The sequence below is a fragment of the Halomonas sp. 111 genome (assembly GCF_052379685.1).
GTDB lineage: Bacteria > Pseudomonadota > Gammaproteobacteria > Pseudomonadales > Halomonadaceae > Vreelandella > Vreelandella citrativorans.
In genome coordinates, this window is record NZ_JBQSYV010000001.1 from 256,171 (window position 1) to 272,622 (window position 16,452).

General features: G+C 53.2%; 15 protein-coding genes and 1 pseudogene. 12 read left to right on the forward strand and 4 right to left on the reverse strand.

Annotated features, from left to right (window positions below):
- The first annotated feature begins 395 nt into the window (after positions 1 to 395).
- Entirely contained in the window at positions 396 to 2,066 is a 1,671-nt protein-coding gene (locus tag ACT3T7_RS01230; RefSeq protein ID WP_172118035.1) for a peptidoglycan DD-metalloendopeptidase family protein, read from the forward strand.
- 145 nt (positions 2,067 to 2,211) lie between these two features.
- On the opposite strand, the gene ACT3T7_RS01235 is transcribed toward ACT3T7_RS01230, so the two are convergent.
- Complete coding sequence (locus ACT3T7_RS01235) at positions 2,212 to 3,852, reverse strand: L,D-transpeptidase family protein (protein ID WP_172118036.1); 1,641 nt, start codon at positions 3,850 to 3,852, stop codon at positions 2,212 to 2,214.
- A 105-nt stretch (positions 3,853 to 3,957) separates the two neighbouring features.
- On the opposite strand from ACT3T7_RS01235, the gene ACT3T7_RS01240 reads away from it, so the two are divergent.
- The 7 genes and pseudogenes from ACT3T7_RS01240 to ACT3T7_RS01270 all read left to right on the forward strand — a co-directional run bounded on the left by ACT3T7_RS01240 (position 3,958) and on the right by ACT3T7_RS01270 (position 10,797).
- Positions 3,958 to 4,683 carry a murein L,D-transpeptidase catalytic domain family protein gene (locus tag ACT3T7_RS01240; protein ID WP_444629816.1) on the forward strand — a complete coding sequence of 242 codons (726 nt, stop codon included), beginning with the start codon at positions 3,958 to 3,960 and terminating at the stop codon, positions 4,681 to 4,683.
- A gap of 85 nt (positions 4,684 to 4,768) precedes the next feature.
- Positions 4,769 to 5,788, forward strand: a complete 1,020-nt coding sequence (locus ACT3T7_RS01245; protein WP_172118038.1) for a patatin-like phospholipase family protein — start codon at positions 4,769 to 4,771, stop codon at positions 5,786 to 5,788.
- Positions 5,789 to 6,092: 304 nt separating this feature from the next.
- Positions 6,093 to 7,445: an MFS transporter gene (locus tag ACT3T7_RS01250; protein ID WP_444629817.1), complete on the forward strand. Its 1,353-nt coding sequence runs from the start codon at positions 6,093 to 6,095 to the stop codon at positions 7,443 to 7,445.
- Positions 7,446 to 7,553: 108 nt separating this feature from the next.
- Entirely contained in the window at positions 7,554 to 8,819 is a 1,266-nt protein-coding gene (locus tag ACT3T7_RS01255; protein ID WP_444629818.1) for a nitrate- and nitrite sensing domain-containing protein, read from the forward strand.
- A gap of 15 nt (positions 8,820 to 8,834) precedes the next feature.
- Positions 8,835 to 9,008: pseudogene (locus ACT3T7_RS01260) on the forward strand (short-chain dehydrogenase); the annotation flags it as partial.
- Between the two features lie 167 nt (positions 9,009 to 9,175).
- Positions 9,176 to 10,168 (forward strand): LLM class flavin-dependent oxidoreductase, encoded by a 993-nt coding sequence (locus ACT3T7_RS01265; RefSeq protein WP_172118041.1) that lies wholly within the window; start codon positions 9,176 to 9,178, stop codon positions 10,166 to 10,168.
- 134 nt (positions 10,169 to 10,302) lie between these two features.
- Positions 10,303 to 10,797: a GNAT family N-acetyltransferase gene (locus ACT3T7_RS01270; protein ID WP_444629819.1), complete on the forward strand. Its 495-nt coding sequence runs from the start codon at positions 10,303 to 10,305 to the stop codon at positions 10,795 to 10,797.
- Positions 10,798 to 11,000: 203 nt separating this feature from the next.
- Here the strand turns inward: ACT3T7_RS01270 and ACT3T7_RS01275 are convergent, their stop codons facing one another.
- Both ACT3T7_RS01275 and ACT3T7_RS01280 read right to left on the reverse strand, forming a co-directional pair.
- A complete protein-coding gene (locus ACT3T7_RS01275) occupies positions 11,001 to 11,576 on the reverse strand; it encodes a DUF1415 domain-containing protein (RefSeq protein WP_444629820.1) in 576 nt (191 codons plus the stop codon).
- A 75-nt stretch (positions 11,577 to 11,651) separates the two neighbouring features.
- Positions 11,652 to 12,320, reverse strand: a complete 669-nt coding sequence (locus tag ACT3T7_RS01280; protein WP_444629821.1) for a GntR family transcriptional regulator — start codon at positions 12,318 to 12,320, stop codon at positions 11,652 to 11,654.
- Positions 12,321 to 12,511: 191 nt separating this feature from the next.
- Between ACT3T7_RS01280 and ACT3T7_RS01285 the strand changes: the two genes are divergently transcribed.
- The 4 genes from ACT3T7_RS01285 (at position 12,512) to ACT3T7_RS01300 (ending at position 16,149) form a co-directional block, all read left to right on the forward strand.
- Complete coding sequence (locus ACT3T7_RS01285; RefSeq protein ID WP_444629822.1) at positions 12,512 to 13,069, forward strand: chromate transporter; 558 nt, start codon at positions 12,512 to 12,514, stop codon at positions 13,067 to 13,069.
- Positions 13,066 to 13,596 carry a chromate transporter gene (locus tag ACT3T7_RS01290; RefSeq protein WP_444629823.1) on the forward strand — a complete coding sequence of 177 codons (531 nt, stop codon included), beginning with the start codon at positions 13,066 to 13,068 and terminating at the stop codon, positions 13,594 to 13,596. The genes ACT3T7_RS01285 and ACT3T7_RS01290 overlap by 4 nt, the downstream gene beginning before the upstream one ends.
- Before the next feature lie 146 nt (positions 13,597 to 13,742).
- Positions 13,743 to 15,593 carry an ABC transporter ATP-binding protein gene (locus ACT3T7_RS01295; RefSeq protein WP_444629824.1) on the forward strand — a complete coding sequence of 617 codons (1,851 nt, stop codon included), beginning with the start codon at positions 13,743 to 13,745 and terminating at the stop codon, positions 15,591 to 15,593.
- A gap of 310 nt (positions 15,594 to 15,903) precedes the next feature.
- Complete coding sequence (locus ACT3T7_RS01300; RefSeq protein ID WP_444629825.1) at positions 15,904 to 16,149, forward strand: hypothetical protein; 246 nt, start codon at positions 15,904 to 15,906, stop codon at positions 16,147 to 16,149.
- A gap of 78 nt (positions 16,150 to 16,227) precedes the next feature.
- Here ACT3T7_RS01300 and arfA read toward each other — a convergent pair whose 3' ends face one another.
- Positions 16,228 to 16,377, reverse strand: coding sequence for an alternative ribosome rescue factor ArfA (arfA, locus tag ACT3T7_RS01305; protein WP_172118049.1), 150 nt, complete (start codon positions 16,375 to 16,377; stop codon positions 16,228 to 16,230).
- Positions 16,378 to 16,452: the final 75 nt, after the last annotated feature.

Here is a 16,452-nt window from a genome sequence, read left to right on the forward strand (position 1 = left end):
AACTAATATTAACAATAGCTTAAGCGCTTGTTTTCAAACAACAATAATAATAATTCCTATTAGACCTTACTTACCCGACACTCCTAACCGCCACAAAACCTCTACACCATTCCCTTCCTGTCTATGACTAGGTTAGTAATTCTCATGTTTTTCATGATCAGAAGTATGCAATACACAGAGGTAGCCGACTCGCTTTATCCAAGCTTTTATTTACCTTTGTTAGCAAACAGTGTTCACAAACAGTGATATCTGCCATTTACTTATGCTCATATAGCAAAAGTATCTTTTATGTATAGATATACAGTCTATGCACCTTTTGCTCCATGGGGTATGGTTCCGGGGTTTGTTTACTTTCATATTCGTTTTCGATCACGAACTCGGCGGTCTATTTACCCATGTTGCGAATCCTTCATTCGCTGCCCCGCACGCATAAGTTGTTACTGTTACCTGTGGCTACAATGGTCACTGTGCTGGGCGCACAAAAATTAATTACAACGTATCACGATTTAAACCAACCCCATACACCGCTTGAAAGCGTGTTAGTACCGCTTCCCAGCGATTCAGCGCCAGGTCTTCCTTCCCTTGGTCAGGAACGAGCGCCGGTTGCTGATGCCATCAATCGCGCCTCAAGGGCCATTGATGCCACCCGCGAACATATTCCCCTTAGCGATTTAGCGGCAACAGAAATCGTTGATCTTGATCTTATCTCTAGTGCGGATGCGGCGGTAGCAGAACACCAGCCGCCCAGTGCAGTACTCAACGATAGCGCAATCGATAACGGCGCACTGCATATGTCGATTGTCGTAGGCACACTCTCAAGCGGCATGCTCGATATCGATCCGTCGTCCTCTGTCGAAATCGCAGATGCTACTTCTTATGAAGATTACGGCATTGATCTGTTCGATGACGTCTCTTTTCTTGAGCTGGAACTGGCTGCTGAAGAGCCCTATGTCCCTGAATGGAAGACCCACCTTGTTGAGCCAGGTGAAACCTTTGCCGTTCTGGCACAAGATGAGCTGGGGCTAGGCTATAGCGAAGTACTGGCACTGTTGGATGACATGCCAGAATCTCAAATGCTGACAAACTGGCGTGCAGGCCACAGCTTCGACTACCAGCTAGATGAGGACGGCCGCCTGCTTGCGCTTCGCATGATGAAAAACATGCGCGACGGGGTATTAATAGAAAGCGATACTGACAGTTTCGCCATTACGTCTATTGAGCGACAGGGTGAGCCGGTTCAACGCCTTTTTGCGGGTAGTGTTAGCGGTAGTTTCGCCCGCTCAGCTCAGGCAACTGGTTTGAGCAGTAGCTCGGTTACCGAGCTTACTCACTTGCTAGAGAAGAAACTTGATTTTCGCCGGGACAGTCGCCGTGGCGACCAATTCCAGGTGCTGGTTGAGTCCGACATGATTGATGGAGAAACGCTGGGCTCCCGCGTACTAGCAGTAAAGTATGCCGGAGAGCGCATGGACCTCACTGTCGTACGTAATGCCACCGACAATAACTTCTATACGCCCGAAGGCAATAGCCTGGATCCCTCTTTTGCACGCTACCCCTTTGACGGTAGTTACCGCCTTAGCTCCGGTTTCAATCCACGCCGTAAACATCCGGTAACGGGTCGGATCAGCCCGCACAACGGTACTGACTTTGCAATGCCTATTGGTACGCCGGTGACTGCCCCCGCCAATGGCCGTGTTGAGAAAATTGCCAACCATCCAGCCGCAGGCCGCTATATTATTATCCGCCATGACAATGGCTATCGTACGCGCTACCTGCACTTGTCCCGGCAGTTGGTAAGCCAGGGCCAACGCGTCACCATGGGCGAGCGCATCGCGCTTTCGGGTAACACTGGCCGCAGTACAGGCCCTCACCTGCATTACGAGGTCATCGTTAATAACTCGCCCGTTAATGCAATGACGATAGACCTGCCTGAAAACATGGGCTTAAACGGCGACACACTAATTGCCTTCCAACGCCAGGCCGAGCCGATGCTTGCTGCGCTTGAAAGTGGCGAAACCGGCACGATTAGCGTGGCGGGCTATCAATCAGAAAGCGATACTGAGTAATCCGGTTTTTTGTAATCCAAGTTTTGTAATCCAAGCTTTAACACCCTATAACAATGCCGCCCCCAAGGGCGGCATTGTCGTTTTTACCCTCTGAACGGTAGCCACGCACCTTGCGCTATCTACTCGCGGGCCTGCTCCTCTACGTTCATACAGAACGCTGGAGTGCTGCCAATAGTGACGCATCTCGCCGGTAGATATCCGTGCGAAACTCCACTTCCCCTTGGGCGTTGGGCCATGCGGTTAAGTAATGTAGCGCGACAGGAATGCGCTGAGGCAAGTTCACATTACGGTCGCTGCCACCACTATTTATTAGCGTGCTGAGCTGGTAACGACTGCCACTATCTTGCAAAAGCATTTGGGCAAATTCGCGCACCCCTTCGACGCGTACGCAGCCCGAGCTCAATGCCCGTTGATCACGCTGGAAAAGCCCCTGTGCTGGCGTGTCGTGTAAATAGATCATGTCATTATTGGGAAAGCGCACCACTACCCGACCCAAAGGGTTACTGCTCCCCGCTACCTGGCGCAACATAACGCCCCCAGGGCGTTGCCAATCGACCTCGGCGGGGTCTAGCTGCGCACCGGACATATTGATCACCTGCATATTATGCTGGGCTAAATAGTCGGTGTTCTGACGTATCCGGGGCAGAACATCTTCACGCAGGATGGTAGGCGGAATCGTCCAGCTGGGATTGATCGTTAGGTGGCTGATGGATGAGTGAATAATAGGCGTTTCACGGCGCGGCGACCCAACGACCACCCGGGCATTCCACTGCTGGCCGTTTGGCCGAATATAGTGCAACTGGTAGCCTGCGATATCTACCCAGACCCGCGGCTCACTAGACTGCTGGGGGCCTATCCAGCGGGCACGTTCCAGATTAACCCGCAACTGATCAACACGTGAGGCGGCAGGTGCATTAAGCGCTAGGCGAGTACGATCGCCCACGACGCCATCGGCGGTTAGTTGATGGCGCCGTTGAAAGCGTTTTACGGCCATTTCGAGTTCAGTATCAAAGGTGCGTCTATCGCCGCCTGGCGCCTGAACGCCAATCATGGGATAGGCGCTGCTGTCTGCCGAGACCAGGCCATCTTCTCCCCACATCGCCAGGCGTTGGCGCAGCAGGATTACGTCATCATCCCTATCACCCGGGCGCAGCGAGTCTTCGCGCGACGGCAAATACGGGGTGCTGCCTAGCGTGGCCATCTGACGATAGCGGCTGAGCGCCTCTCGCAACTGCTGATACTCACTTGAGGCTGGACGAGCCAGCTCAAAGGCGCGCTCCAATGCCTGGTCATCAACGGCCTGAGCAACGCGAGCCAGCGAGTAGCGACGCTCAGGGCGTGGGGCATCCCAATTCGGCTCAACGTCACGCGGGTTGACCTTGCCACGCTCCAGGTGATCGAGCGCCAACAACAGCGACGACGTTGCCTGAATATCAAACGCAGCCTGAGCGGACTCTCCAGCGTTCTGGCTACTCTGGAAGGCGCTCAACAATCTATCGGCACGGTAGTCACTAGGGGTCAAACCATCACTTTCAAGCAGGTTAAGCGCATTGGCTAACGCCTCAACCGATGAAGCCTCGCGCCAGGCTAGCTGCTCATTACGCAATTGATAAAATTCACGGATCGGCAGCGACGCCTGATCTTCAGCCGCCAAGCGCTGTATAAGTGCCTGTTTAAGCGGCTCAGAGGCCGCATACGCCGGTGTTAAACCGAAAGGGATATGGGACAGTGCTAGACCTAGAGCGGCCCCTATCGCCCATTGTCTTAGTGACTGCATCTCGTTCATCACCCTCTCCTTGCGTTACTATGAATTCCCATTCGCGGCATGCTTACTTTCATCATAGCCGTTTACTGTTTTTCGTCGTCGCTCTTGTCAGCAGGATTGCTCTGTATGGTAACCCGTTTGCGCCCACTATCGTTGTCATGCTGTTTACCTTTCGCGTTCATTAGCCTCCCTTTATACGCGAGCAGTTTCTTTTCTGATGTCGCCTCAACGCCCCCTCCCGGTGTGTTATCGCTTAATCATCAGTTGCTTCAATTAGCGCCTTCGGCTACCCCAGAAGCGCTGCGCCTTGCCGCCCAAGCGCTTAGCTGTGCGGACCCCGATGTCGAGCGGCTGGCAGTTATCGACTATTCACTGCCTTCCACCGAGCGGCGCATGTGGGTCTTTGATCTGCGCCAGCACACGCTGCTGTTTGAGGAATTGGTTTCCCATGGCCAGGGTTCTGGTGATGCGCAAGCCGACGCCTTCTCGAATATCCCCGAAAGCTATCAATCAAGTCTTGGCTTGTTTCGTACCATGAATAGCTATTACGGACGCAACGGCTACTCCCTTAGGCTTAACGGGCTGGAACCCGAGGTCAATGACCTCGCCTACGAGCGTGCCATTGTGATTCACGGAGCCGACTATGTTAGCGATGACTTTATCGCGCAAACAGGCCGCCTCGGCCGCAGCCATGGCTGCCCCGCTGTACGCCAGGATATCACTTACCCGCTGATTGATAGCTTAAGAGATGATCAGTATGTGTTTGCCTATTACCCCGATGAGGAGTGGCTCGCCAGCTCAAATTTCTTACGCTGCCAAACGCCAAGTGCCCCCCATTTAGCGCAACGTTAAATTCGCGCCTGGTGGCATGTGTCGGTTCTTATGCCATGCTGAGAAGCAGTGCAGCATGAATAAGCTAACTAACGCATGAGGCCTTATGACTCAAGTCAAGAAGTTGGATCTCGCATTGCAAGGCGGCGGGGCACACGGCGCTTATTCATGGGGCGTCATTGACCGCCTGCTTGAAGATGAGCGCATCGAAATAGAAGGTATTAGCGGCACCAGTGCCGGTGCCATGAATGGCGTGGTGATGGCCGATGCCCTTACCAGGGGCGGCAAGCCGTTAGCCAGGCAAGCACTGACGGATTTTTGGCAGGCGGTCAGTCGCGCGGGTATGGCAAGCCCGGTACGTCGTTCGCCGATGGATGTCTGGACCGGCAACTGGAGCCTTGATCATTCGCCAGGCTATATCGCGATGGACCTTATGACGCGCCTGATCTCGCCCTATCAATTCAACCCGTTAAACGTTAACCCACTGCGTGACATCGTTGATGCACACATTGATTTCGAGCGGGTGCGCCAATGCGAGCAGCTTAAGCTGTTTGTGGCGGCTACCAATGTGCGCACGGGCAAACAGCGTGTCTTTCGTCGTGAAGAGATGAGTCTTGATGCTGTGATGGCCTCTGCCTGTTTACCCTTGGTGTTCCAGGCCGTTGAAATTGATGGCGAGGCCTACTGGGATGGTGGCTACATGGGCAATCCTGCGCTGTTTCCCTTAATGGAGGAGTGCAGTTCACGCGATATCCTGCTGGTACAAATTAATCCTATTAGCCGCGACTCAGTGCCGACCTGTGCGTCATCCATCCTGAACAGACTTAATGAAATTACCTTTAACGCCGCACTGATTAAAGAGATACGTATGATTGCGCTGCTGCAACACGCCCTGGAAGAGCAAGGGATCAACAACTGTTACCAGCAGGCACTCTTTCACCGTATTAGCGGCGAGCAAGCGCTGGAAAACCTTTCCGTTTCCAGCAAGATGAATTCGGAATGGCCGTTTCTTTCACATCTTTTTGAACAAGGCCGAGACGCCGCGCAGCGCTGGCTGGATGAGCACTTCGAGGCAATCGGCAACCACTCAACGCTGGATATCGACGCCGTTTACCTGCACGACTAAACAGCACTATTGTGATGCATGCCGCCTACGGCATGCCCATCAACAGCGCATGGGGCTGTTCCTCTTTCTGTAAATCTTCGGCCTATAAAAAGTAACCAACTGATAAGGCTTATAAAAATCCCCGATGGCGAATTAATTGCTTAACTATCTCTTGTGATGGTAGGCGTAGACCAGGCCCAACCGGGTACGAGTGCGTCGAGCCTGACCTTCAATGACGAAGGCATGTTCTCGTGAACACGTAACGCAACAGAGCGATTTGGCGTTGCGTGATGCTCAACTGGTTAAGATCCTGTGAGGCCATCCCATGGACATACGCAATAAAGCCAATCGTATTCGACTGCTAACGTTCTCCACGCCTCAGATGCGTGCCTTCCACTTGTCGTGGTTTGCTTTTCATATCTGTTTTTTTGGCTGGTTCGGCATCGCACCACTTATGGCGGTGGTGCGCGATGACCTTTCCCTGACACAGACACAAATTGGCAACACGATCATCGCGTCTGTCGCGATTACCGTTATCGTACGGCTCCTGATCGGATTGCTGTGTGACCGGTTAGGACCGCGCAAAACCTACACGGGCCTGCTCATTTTAGGTTCCCTTCCGGTCATGGGCATCGGCTTTGCCAATAGTTTTGAGACGTTCCTGCTTGCCCGCTTAGCTATTGGCGCTATCGGTGCCTCGTTCGTGATTACGCAGTACCACACCACCATGATGTTTGCACCGAATGTCGTGGGCACCGCTAATGCAACGAGTGCGGGCTGGGGTAATCTGGGCGGCGGTACCACGCAAATTCTTATGCCGCTTATCTTTGCGGGCATGCTGATGCTGGGTGTTAACGAAGCGCTCGGCTGGCGTCTTGCCATGGTCGTGCCCGGCGTTGTGATGTTTATCACCGGGCTCGGTTACTGGTTTCTCACGCAGGATGCGCCTGACGGCAACTTTAGTGACCTGCGCGCACGAGGCGAATTGCCCGAGGCAACGGGCGAGAACAGCGCCACTCAATGCTTTTTAGCAGCAGCGAAAGACATCCGCGTTTGGGCACTGTTTGTCGTTTATGGGCTCTGTTTTGGTGTTGAACTTACGATCAACAATATTGCGGCTATCTACTTCTTCGACAAATTCGACTTAACGCTGGCAATGGCTGGCATGATTGCAGGGCTTTTTGGGTTGATGAATATTTTTGCCCGCACGCTGGGTGGTGTTTTCTCGGATCTGTTCGCCAAACAGGGCGGGTTAAAAGGGCGTGTGCGCTGGCTATTTATTGCGCTGGTTTGTGAAGGCATTGCGCTGGTCGCCTTTTCGCAAATGCACATTCTAAGCCTGGCCATTGGCATCATGCTGGTGTTTAGCCTCTTCGTACAAATGGCCGAAGGCGCCACGTTCGGTGTCGTGCCGTTTCTCAATAAAAAAGCCTTGGGCGCAGTTGCCGGGATTGTGGGTGCGGGCGGAAATGTCGGCGCCGTCTCGGCAGCCTTTCTGTTTCGCAGTGAAAGCTTAAGCTATCAACAAGGGCTATTTTACCTGGGCGTGACCGTTCTGGTACTGGCCTCGTGTGTATTAGTCGTCCGGTTTAATGACGTAACGGAAGCACAAGAAGCAAACGCTTACCGTAACGCCGTGGGCGATGATACCGGTGCGGGGGCCCTTTCATTACGTTAACGCTAAGCATTAAGTTAACGCCAGGCATTATGCTCAAGCAGCCCCCTACTCTCCGGCGCAAGCCAGCCATGAGAGAAGGGGCAACGCGGCGAGTAAAAGGAAATCGTTATGTCATCTGCCCAGCAGCTACTCTTAACCGCCATTCGTTGCGATATCGACAATTTTCGTTATTTAGCGACGGCCTCGGAAATCGTTGCGGATATTAGCCGTTTTATCCATGTGCTTCAGCGCGAACGCGGTGCCTCAACGATTTACCTTGCCTCTCAAGGTCAGCGCTTTAAAACACGCCGCCAGACGTATATTAACAAGAGCAAAGAGGCCGAAGCGCTGATGCGCAGGCGCTTAGAGGCGCTAAGCCAGGAAGCACGCCCACAGGCAGCGGCGCGCCTGCTGCGCCGAATAGCCGCCATGTGGAACGCCCTGGACGACTTAAGCGCACTGCGCAGCGCCATTGATAACGTTGCTATTTCTCCCGATGCCGCCACCCAAGCCTTTAATCACCTTATTGGCGGTTTGTTAGCGATTGTCTTCGAAGCTGCCGACACTTCAGACGATCCAGATATTACCCTCGCGCTGGTGGCTATTTTCCATCTCATGCAAGGCAAGGAGCTGGCCGGACAAGAGCGTGCCTGTGGCGCCTTTGGCTATACCCTTGGCCATTTTGATGACAGTCACCGCCAACTTCTCGGCCAACTGGTTAACGACCAGCAGCGCTGTTTTGACACTTTTATCGAATTTGCTACGCCAGACGCCGCGCTGGCTTGGCAGCAAGCCGTTTCAACCAGCACGCTAACCGGCATTCAACAGCTGCGCGAGGCTGCCTGCCAGCCAGCGTCGCCGCACATAGCGTCTAACCCGCTGGGTGAAACCTGGTACGAGCTAACCACGCTGCGTATTGACGCAATCAAAAGCGTCGAAGATACGTTAAACGCACAGCTAGCCGCGCTTTGCTATCGAAAAATACACCAAGCAGAAGCAACGCTTGAGCAGACCAAAGCCGGGCATGGCGCGCATAAGCCTGCGCCTTGCGAACCGTTACTGGCCCTTAACCATCCTCAGCCGCTGGGTGATTTAACGGCCAGCGCGCTGACCTCACCGCTTGGCCGCTCCCTGATAGCGTTAACCCAGACCCAGTCCAGCCGCCTACAAGGATTAAGCGATGAGCTGGAAAATACCCGTAAGGCACTGCGCGAGCGCAAGCTTATTGAACGCGCTAAAGGGCTTATTATGGCGCACCAATCAATGAGTGAAGAGGAGGCTTACCGCTTCCTTCGCAAGACATCAATGGATCAAAGTAAAAGCATGGCAGACATGGCGCAAGCCATTCTCGACCTCTCCTCCATGCTCAAAGAGGCTCCAGCATACTCACGCTAAACGGGCCATCCACTGATGTCACCTCGTTTGATTGAGCCCGGCATGGTCGATACGCCCTTTTTTGATGAACCGCCTGAAACGGCGCTGGAAGCTCGCGATATTGCCAACGCGGTTATTTATGCGCTCTCTCAACCGGCTCATGTCGACGTTAACGAGATCCTGGTTCGCCCCACCCCGCCGAGTGACTAACCGATCAAACAGGTTACGCAGCCCAAAAGGGCTGCTCCTTGCATTTGGCCTTCATAGCCCGCATACACTCTACTAACAAGCGTGCTAATGATTTAACCGCGTGCCGTCTCATTGCCTACGCGTCCAAATCTTTAAGCATGCTCCACGTCTTTATTAGTAGGTGAAATATGAGCCAACTCTCTTCGACCGCGCTCTCTGTACTCGACCTTGCCCCTATACGCCAAGGCGGCAGCGCTGCTGAAACGTTTCGGGATAGCGTTTCACTGGCACAGCGAGCCGAGCAGTTAGGCTATACCCGTTACTGGCTTGCCGAACATCACAACATCCCTGGAATCGCCAGTGCCGCCACGTCCGTTTTGATTGGCCATTTGGCAGGCCACACTTCCACTATACGGCTGGGCTCGGGCGGGGTAATGCTGCCTAATCATCCTCCGCTTGTGATTGCCGAGCAGTTCGGCACGCTGGAAACGCTCTACCCTGGGCGCATTGACCTGGGACTTGGGCGGGCGCCCGGTTCTGACGGTGCCACTATGCGTGCCATGCGGCGCAGCATGCATGCGGGCGTAGATGATTTCCCCGAGCAACTAAGCGAGCTGCGTCGCTACCTGGGCGATGCAGAGCCCGGCCAGCAGGTGAAAGCGGTACCTGGCCAAGGAACTAACGTGCCTATCTGGCTGTTGGGTTCAAGCGGCTACAGCGCCCAACTGGCCGCCAGGCTGGGCCTGCCCTTTGCATTTGCGGCGCAGTTTGCACCCGGCTACCTATTTGAAGCGTTACGCCTCTACCGCGATAACTTCCGCCCGTCTGAGCATCTGGATAAGCCTTATGCCATGGTCGGGCTGCCGGTGATGGCCGCAGAGAATGATGCCATGGCGCACTACCTTGCTACCTCCGCCCAGCAGAAGTTTCTGAACCTGATCCGTGGCAAGCCGACTCAGTCGCAGCCTCCGGTAGAGCAGTTGGACTGGTCACCCATGGAGCAGTCGCAAGTCAACCAGTTCCTGGGTGCCGCGATTATTGGTGGTCCAGAAACAGTTAAAGCAGGACTTGAAGACTTTCAGGAACGTACAGGCGCCGATGAGTTAATGATTAATAGTGACTTTTTTGATCATGCCGACCGCGTGCGCAGCTACGAAATCGTTGCTCACGTAGCAAAATAAGCGCAACGTACAGCCACTTAAGGGGCTTCAAGCGCAGATGCCCCTTCCATGTTGACAGCCGCAGGCATCGCTGCGGCCTGGTACCATTAACGCCCCTCATATGCTACTCGGCTTATCTCTACCAGGTATTAACCATGTCTACACTTACCTTCACCTTGATGACGCAAGACGACTTCGCTATTTTCTGGCCCACTTTTAAGGCGATTGTGGCGGAACAACACACCTATGCCATTGACCCCGACATTAGCTACGAGGCGGCCTACTCACTATGGTGCCAAGCCCCCAAAGCCACGTATGCCGTGAGAGATTCAGCAGGCGAACTGGTGGGAAGCTACTACCTAAAAGCCAATGCCGCAGGCCCGGGTGGCCATGTGTGTAACTGTGGCTATATGGTCACCGCTGCCGCCCGCGGTAAAGGCGTTGCGCGCGCGATGTGTGAACACTCTCAGCAACTAGCCCGCACCCATGATTTTAAAGCCATGCAGTTTAACGCTGTCGTTGCCACGAACGAGGCAGCGGTAGCGCTTTGGCAGCGTTTAGGATTTAGTATTGTGGGTACGGTGCCGAAAGCTTATTGTCACGCAACACAAGGACTCGTAGACAGCTACGTGATGCATAAATTCTTATAACTTATTCGACTAACATATTAATTTTCATAACGTTTTATCAATACCACAACCACTCCAATGAACCACGCTCTGGCAGGTGCATTAGGTTTTCTCGTTGTCATGTTGATGGTAGTGGCGGCGCTTGGAATACCCGCAGAGAAAAGCGCAACAATCGATCCAAAGCAAGGGCGTTTGAGCTTTACATAAACAACGCGAATAAGGCGTTATGGCGTTTTACCCGGAGATGCCCGTTGCGCTAACGCATCCTGAAGATAGCGCTCTGCCCTACTGCTTCCCATCGTGGTCAAATGGGCCACATTGCGTTCCGGGATGACCGAGGTATCACCATAAAACTCAATGGCTTTTTCAACGCTCGCTTCGCGCAATAGGTGCACCATTGCGTAGGGTGAGCGGTTGGTATAGTTCGAGGCGTCCTCTGGCGTGGCGTCCTCAAAGCAGTAGTCCGGATGAAAAGTCGCCAGCTGATAAACACCTTCATAGCCCTGTTCGGCCAGCATGCTTTCTGCCAGTTCTACATAGTCCAGATAGTGGTCAAAGTGCTTAAAAAGCGTGGGAAAGACCAGCAGCGTGGTTTCTGTTTCCGGATGCTCATCCAACCACTGCACTTCGACCATCAGTTCTTCCAATGCCACCTCAAGCTTTTTTGAGCGTACGACGCCCACACGAATAGTGTCACGCTCTACTTCTCGCTGAGCAAAGGGACATACGTTTTCAGCCACAATAAAGTTGCGCACCCAGCTCAACGTTTGCTCAATGACATCACTATCTGAATATTGCATCGCTCTTTTACATCCGCTTTATCGTGTTTAGTACACGCCAGTGTACACTGATCGCTGATGGCTTAGCTGATGCTTTTAGCCGTGCTGCGCAAAGCACGTTAGCGCAGCCTCATAGGATTTAAGGATATGCTCATCAAGAAGCTTTCGCGCTGCTTTTACATCGCGCTTTAAAGCGAGCACCACTAGCTCATGGTGCTGCTGATCCAACTCCTGGCGAATGACCGGCATTTTGGGGCCCAAGCGCCGGTACCGATCAAATTGATCGTGCAGCTGTTCAATAAACCGCAGCGACCATATAGAGCCGCACGATGCGACCAGCGTGCGATGAAACTGGGTATGTAATCGCTCCCACTCATCGTCATTATCCAGCGTCATGTCGGCACATTTCAGGCGATGCTCTGCCGCGAGAAGGTTTGCCTCCCACGCCGCATCCCCCAGCGAAATTGCCTGTTCAAATGCCATGCCTTCCAAGGCCAAGCGCGTTTTTACAATATCATCCAGTTCACTGCGTGAAAGAGTTGGCACCCGAAAGCCGCGCTGATTTTCCTGTATCAGCAGGCCATAGGCGGCCAACTTGTTTAACGCTTCACGCAAGGGGCTTAAGCCCACTTGATACAGCTCTTTAAGCGCATTGATTGCCAACTTTTCGCCAGCAGCAAAACGCCCATTAACCAGGTCTTTGCGTAAAATATCGTAAATACGGCTAGATGCTGTTGTTGTGGAGGGCTGAACGTACTGGTTCATGGTAGGGTCCTTTCATCCACCGGTGAGCGCATATCACTTATTCCGTTTGACGCCTGCTAACGCTCTTGATTATATTATTCTACCCTGAAAAATAATCGATTTTATTACATATAAACGATATAAAGAGAAAATATGGTTTTTCAACGCTTCTACTACCGTTTTCGGCCTGCCTACCATAGCGTGACACGCTGATGAAACAGACAGCCCTGTTCTGGGCCTTCTTTCGCGTCGGTATTTTTGGTTTCGGTGGCGGCCCCTCAATGATACCGCTGGTACATGCAGAAGTCGTTACACGCCACCAATGGCTGACGGACGAAGAGTTTGCCGACGTATTAGCCATTGGCAACACCTTGCCTGGTCCTATCGCAACTAAAATGCCTGGTTATATCGGCTATCGTGTAGGCGGCATTAGTGGCTGTATAGCGTCGGTACTTGCTGTTTGCTTCCCTATGATAGTTGCCATGGTGGTCATGCTGGGCGTTTTTAGTCGGTACCGGGATGTGGCCTGGATTCGAGGGATGGGGCAAGCCGTGGTGCCCGTCGTCATGGTGATGATGGGGCAACTGGCCTGGGACTTTTTTGATAAATCGCAAAAGGCGCTAGGCTGGCTTGTCAGTAGTCTAATGGCGATTACCGCTGGCCTATTGATTTATTGGCTGGGCATTCACCCCGGTTTTATTATTGGCGCGATTTTGCTGGCGGCGCTGTTACGCCCTTCCACGGCTAAAAAAGCGGAGCGCTCAGCATGATTTATTGGCAGCTCTTCCTGGCATTTTTTGTCCCGAACATTGTTGGCTACGGCGGTGGCCCAGCCATTATCCCCCTGCTTGAAGCCGAAGTAGTCGGCCGCTATGGCTGGATGACGTCTCAAGGGTTTGCGGAAACGCTTGCGCTTGGAAACGCGCTGCCTAGCCCGATTGCTACTAAAATGGCCGGCTACGTGGGTTATGAAGTGGCCGGCATCGGCGGTGCCGCCGTCGCGATAGCGGCAACCGTTGTGCCTTCGCTACTGCTGATGATTGCCGCACTAGGGCTTTTGTACCGCCATCGCGAGTCGCCCCAAGTCAAGCGTATGAGCCAATGGGTACGCCCAGTAATCGCCATTATGATGGCTTGGTTAACGTTGGGCTTTTTCCTTGAAGGCGTTAATGGCGCGGGGTGGGTACATACGCTGATTATCGGCGCCATTGCCGCGATTGCGCTGGTACGGTTCAGCGTTCATCCTGCGTTTGTGGTGATGGGCGCGCTTGTGTACGGTGCCTTTATCCTTCCCTAAGGTTTGTACAAAAAGAGCCTGTGTTCATCTTCTTATTTTGCTTCAACCGTCGCGCGCTATTAAAGCGCCGGCGGTTGAAGTGGCTATTGCGACGCAACCCACGCATCATAATAGCTTCTTTCGCTCTCGGTTCATGCTAACTCCCTATGCCTCCACTGTTTTCCACCTCTGGTAACGCCCCGTCGGTTAACGGTTTTTTCAACGTGTTTCGCTACAGCAAGCGAGCCCTGGGCCTTGTTTGGGAAACCTCCCGTTGGATGATGTTCGGGCTGGCGCTTTGCACGCTGGTGGCTGGCGTGTTGCCTGCGGCGGGTGCCTGGGTGGGCCAACTGATCGTTGATGGCGTCGTCAATGCAATGGACACCTATCGCGACAACCCTTCCGCTAACCTGACGGTTATTATTATGCCGGTGCTTGAGCTTGTGGCGTTAGAGGCTCTCATCATCGCCTTGATCGCACTGGCCCAACGCGGGCTTTCTGCTCAGCAGTCGCTGCTTCGCGCCCTGCTGGGCCAGAAAGTCAATGTCATGATTTTAGAAAAAGCAGGCACGCTATCATTAAGCCAGTTCGAGGACTCAGAGCTTTATGACCAATTAACACGTGCTCGCCGTGAAGCCTCCACGCGGCCTTTAGCGCTGGTTAATAAAACCTTCGGGCTGCTACAAAACGCCATCTCACTGGTCAGTTTTAGTGTACTGCTTGTGCAGTTTTCCCCTTGGGCGCTGCTGATTCTAGCGGCAGGCGCCCTGCCGGTGTTTGTTTCAGAAGCCAAGTTTTCAGGTGATGCGTTTCGCTTGTTTCGCAGGCGCTCACCTGAAACGCGTATGCAGGGCTATTTGGAAACCGTACTGGCCCGCGAAGACAGCATTAAAGAGGTCAAACTGTTTGGCCTTGAGCCGCTTTTTTTGCAACGTTATCGCGATATTTTCAACCGGCTATTTCGCGAAGACCGGCGATTGACACTCCGCCGTGAGGGCTGGGGCTTCTTACTTGGTTTGTTGGGCACGCTAACGTTCTACGCCGCGTATGGCTGGGTAGTGGTTGAAACGATTGCTGGTGTTATCACGCTGGGTCAGATGACCATGTACTTGATGGTGTTTAAACAGGGCCAGTCTGCGCTTTCTGCAAGCCTTACCGCCATCAGTGGCATGTACGAAGACAATCTCTATCTCTCCAACCTCTACGAGTACCTGGAACAACCTACCCAGCAGGAAGGCGGCACGCGCTTGCAAGGCACGCTTCCCGGCGACGGGCTGCGCTTTGAAGATGTAAGCTTTGCTTACCCAGGCGGCAAGCAGGTATTGCAGCATATCTCACTACACCTGTCTCCCGGTCAAAGCCTTGCCCTGGTCGGCGAAAACGGCTCTGGAAAAACCACCCTCATTAAGCTTTTAACGCGGCTTTATCACCCTACAACGGGGCGAATTCTGCTGGATGGCAGTGATCTTCGTGACTGGGAAAACAGTGCGCTACGCAAACGCGTCGGGGTTATTTTTCAGGACTTTGTCCGCTATCAATTGCCGGTTGGCGAAAATCTGGGCGTGGGCGACACCCAGGCGTTTAATAATCAAGCGCGCTGGCAGCGGGCCGCTCGCAATGGCATGGCCGACAGTTTTATCAAACGCATGCCTCAAGGCTATAACACTCAGTTGGGCCGCTGGTTTAAGGATGGACAAGAACTCTCTGGCGGGCAGTGGCAAAAGATAGCGCTCTCGCGCGCTTACATGCGCGAAGAGGCCGATATTTTAGTGCTGGATGAACCCACCGCTGCGATGGACGCCGCCGCTGAAGCCGACGTATTTACAAGGTTTCGGCAGCATAGCCACAATAAAATGACGATTCTCATATCGCACCGTTTCTCAACCGTCCGCAATGCGGATCTCATCCTGGTTATTGACCAAGGAGAAATTATTGAACGCGGCACGCATGAGGCGTTACTGGCTATCAATGGTCGTTATGCGCATTTATTTCAGCTTCAGGCGAAAGGTTATCGCTAAGTAAATGTTGCAGCATTTTTATCAATACGTTAAAACAAAGAGGTTGCCTTCTGCAGGCAACCTCTTTGTTTTAACTCGCTGTATTAACCGAGAAACTATCATGCGCTGGCAAATCCGCGTCACACGATCCAATAAGCTACCCCGCGTTATGCATAACGTGGCGAGTGCTTATTGTCATCGTGCGCCAGAGTAAGAGAGTTATCACTGGCCGCGACGATCTCGCGGCCAGTCTCAGTTAAAACCAGCCCTTCGCTTAACGACTGACCGCAAGCCCGTCCGGCCTCCCAATGAATGTATGGAGACCGAACTCATGGCAATCACTCTTACCCGTAACCTGTTAAAAATTATAAGAAAGCACCGCATACAGCGCCGCCTGCCTACAGACCTGCGTCTACACGATGCTCACCTGCTTAACGATATCGGCTTACGTTGGGAGCACGGCCAACTGGTCTCAATTCATGGAGTAGAAGAAGCGGCCGCCCGCACACAGCGTCATCAGGCTGACAATCGCAATGCTTATGAAACGTGTCCCCACTGCGGGAGCCGGTTGACATAGCCAACGCCCCGGCCACAGGAAGTGGTCGGGGCGTTCTGTTTTGATAAAGCCAAGCAGTGGTATTGCCAAAACGCTTGATCAAGCGGCTTGGCGATACCCCCGCAGGGCCTTGCGCCCTTTACGGGAGTAGCTGCCTTTGCCTTTTTTAGGCGTTTGCTGCTGCATCTTGAACATGGGGGTTCGTAGCTGCGCTTTGAGCGCGTTGTCGCGAATCTTGTGTTGCTTCATGGAGTCTTCCTGTAAAGCGGATTTATAAAAACGGTGCCTGCTAAAACAGGCACCGTTAAGACATTATAAGAAGCT

Coding starts and splice junctions, on each gene's coding strand:
- ACT3T7_RS01240 (WP_444629816.1), top strand. CDS start 3,958: ATGGTAACCCGTTTGCGCCCACTATCGTTGTCATGCTGTTTACCTTTC.
- ACT3T7_RS01250 (WP_444629817.1), top strand. CDS start 6,093: ATGGACATACGCAATAAAGCCAATCGTATTCGACTGCTAACGTTCTCC.
- ACT3T7_RS01295 (WP_444629824.1), top strand. CDS start 13,743: ATGCCTCCACTGTTTTCCACCTCTGGTAACGCCCCGTCGGTTAACGGT.
- ACT3T7_RS01300 (WP_444629825.1), top strand. CDS start 15,904: ATGGCAATCACTCTTACCCGTAACCTGTTAAAAATTATAAGAAAGCAC.
- ACT3T7_RS01235 (WP_172118036.1), bottom strand. CDS start 3,852: ATGAACGAGATGCAGTCACTAAGACAATGGGCGATAGGGGCCGCTCTA.
- ACT3T7_RS01290 (WP_444629823.1), top strand. CDS start 13,066: ATGATTTATTGGCAGCTCTTCCTGGCATTTTTTGTCCCGAACATTGTT.
- ACT3T7_RS01275 (WP_444629820.1), bottom strand. CDS start 11,576: ATGCAATATTCAGATAGTGATGTCATTGAGCAAACGTTGAGCTGGGTG.
- arfA (WP_172118049.1), bottom strand. CDS start 16,377: ATGAAGCAACACAAGATTCGCGACAACGCGCTCAAAGCGCAGCTACGA.
- ACT3T7_RS01285 (WP_444629822.1), top strand. CDS start 12,512: ATGAAACAGACAGCCCTGTTCTGGGCCTTCTTTCGCGTCGGTATTTTT.
- ACT3T7_RS01230 (WP_172118035.1), top strand. CDS start 396: ATGTTGCGAATCCTTCATTCGCTGCCCCGCACGCATAAGTTGTTACTG.
- ACT3T7_RS01265 (WP_172118041.1), top strand. CDS start 9,176: ATGAGCCAACTCTCTTCGACCGCGCTCTCTGTACTCGACCTTGCCCCT.
- ACT3T7_RS01280 (WP_444629821.1), bottom strand. CDS start 12,320: ATGAACCAGTACGTTCAGCCCTCCACAACAACAGCATCTAGCCGTATT.
- ACT3T7_RS01270 (WP_444629819.1), top strand. CDS start 10,303: ATGTCTACACTTACCTTCACCTTGATGACGCAAGACGACTTCGCTATT.
- ACT3T7_RS01245 (WP_172118038.1), top strand. CDS start 4,769: ATGACTCAAGTCAAGAAGTTGGATCTCGCATTGCAAGGCGGCGGGGCA.
- ACT3T7_RS01255 (WP_444629818.1), top strand. CDS start 7,554: ATGTCATCTGCCCAGCAGCTACTCTTAACCGCCATTCGTTGCGATATC.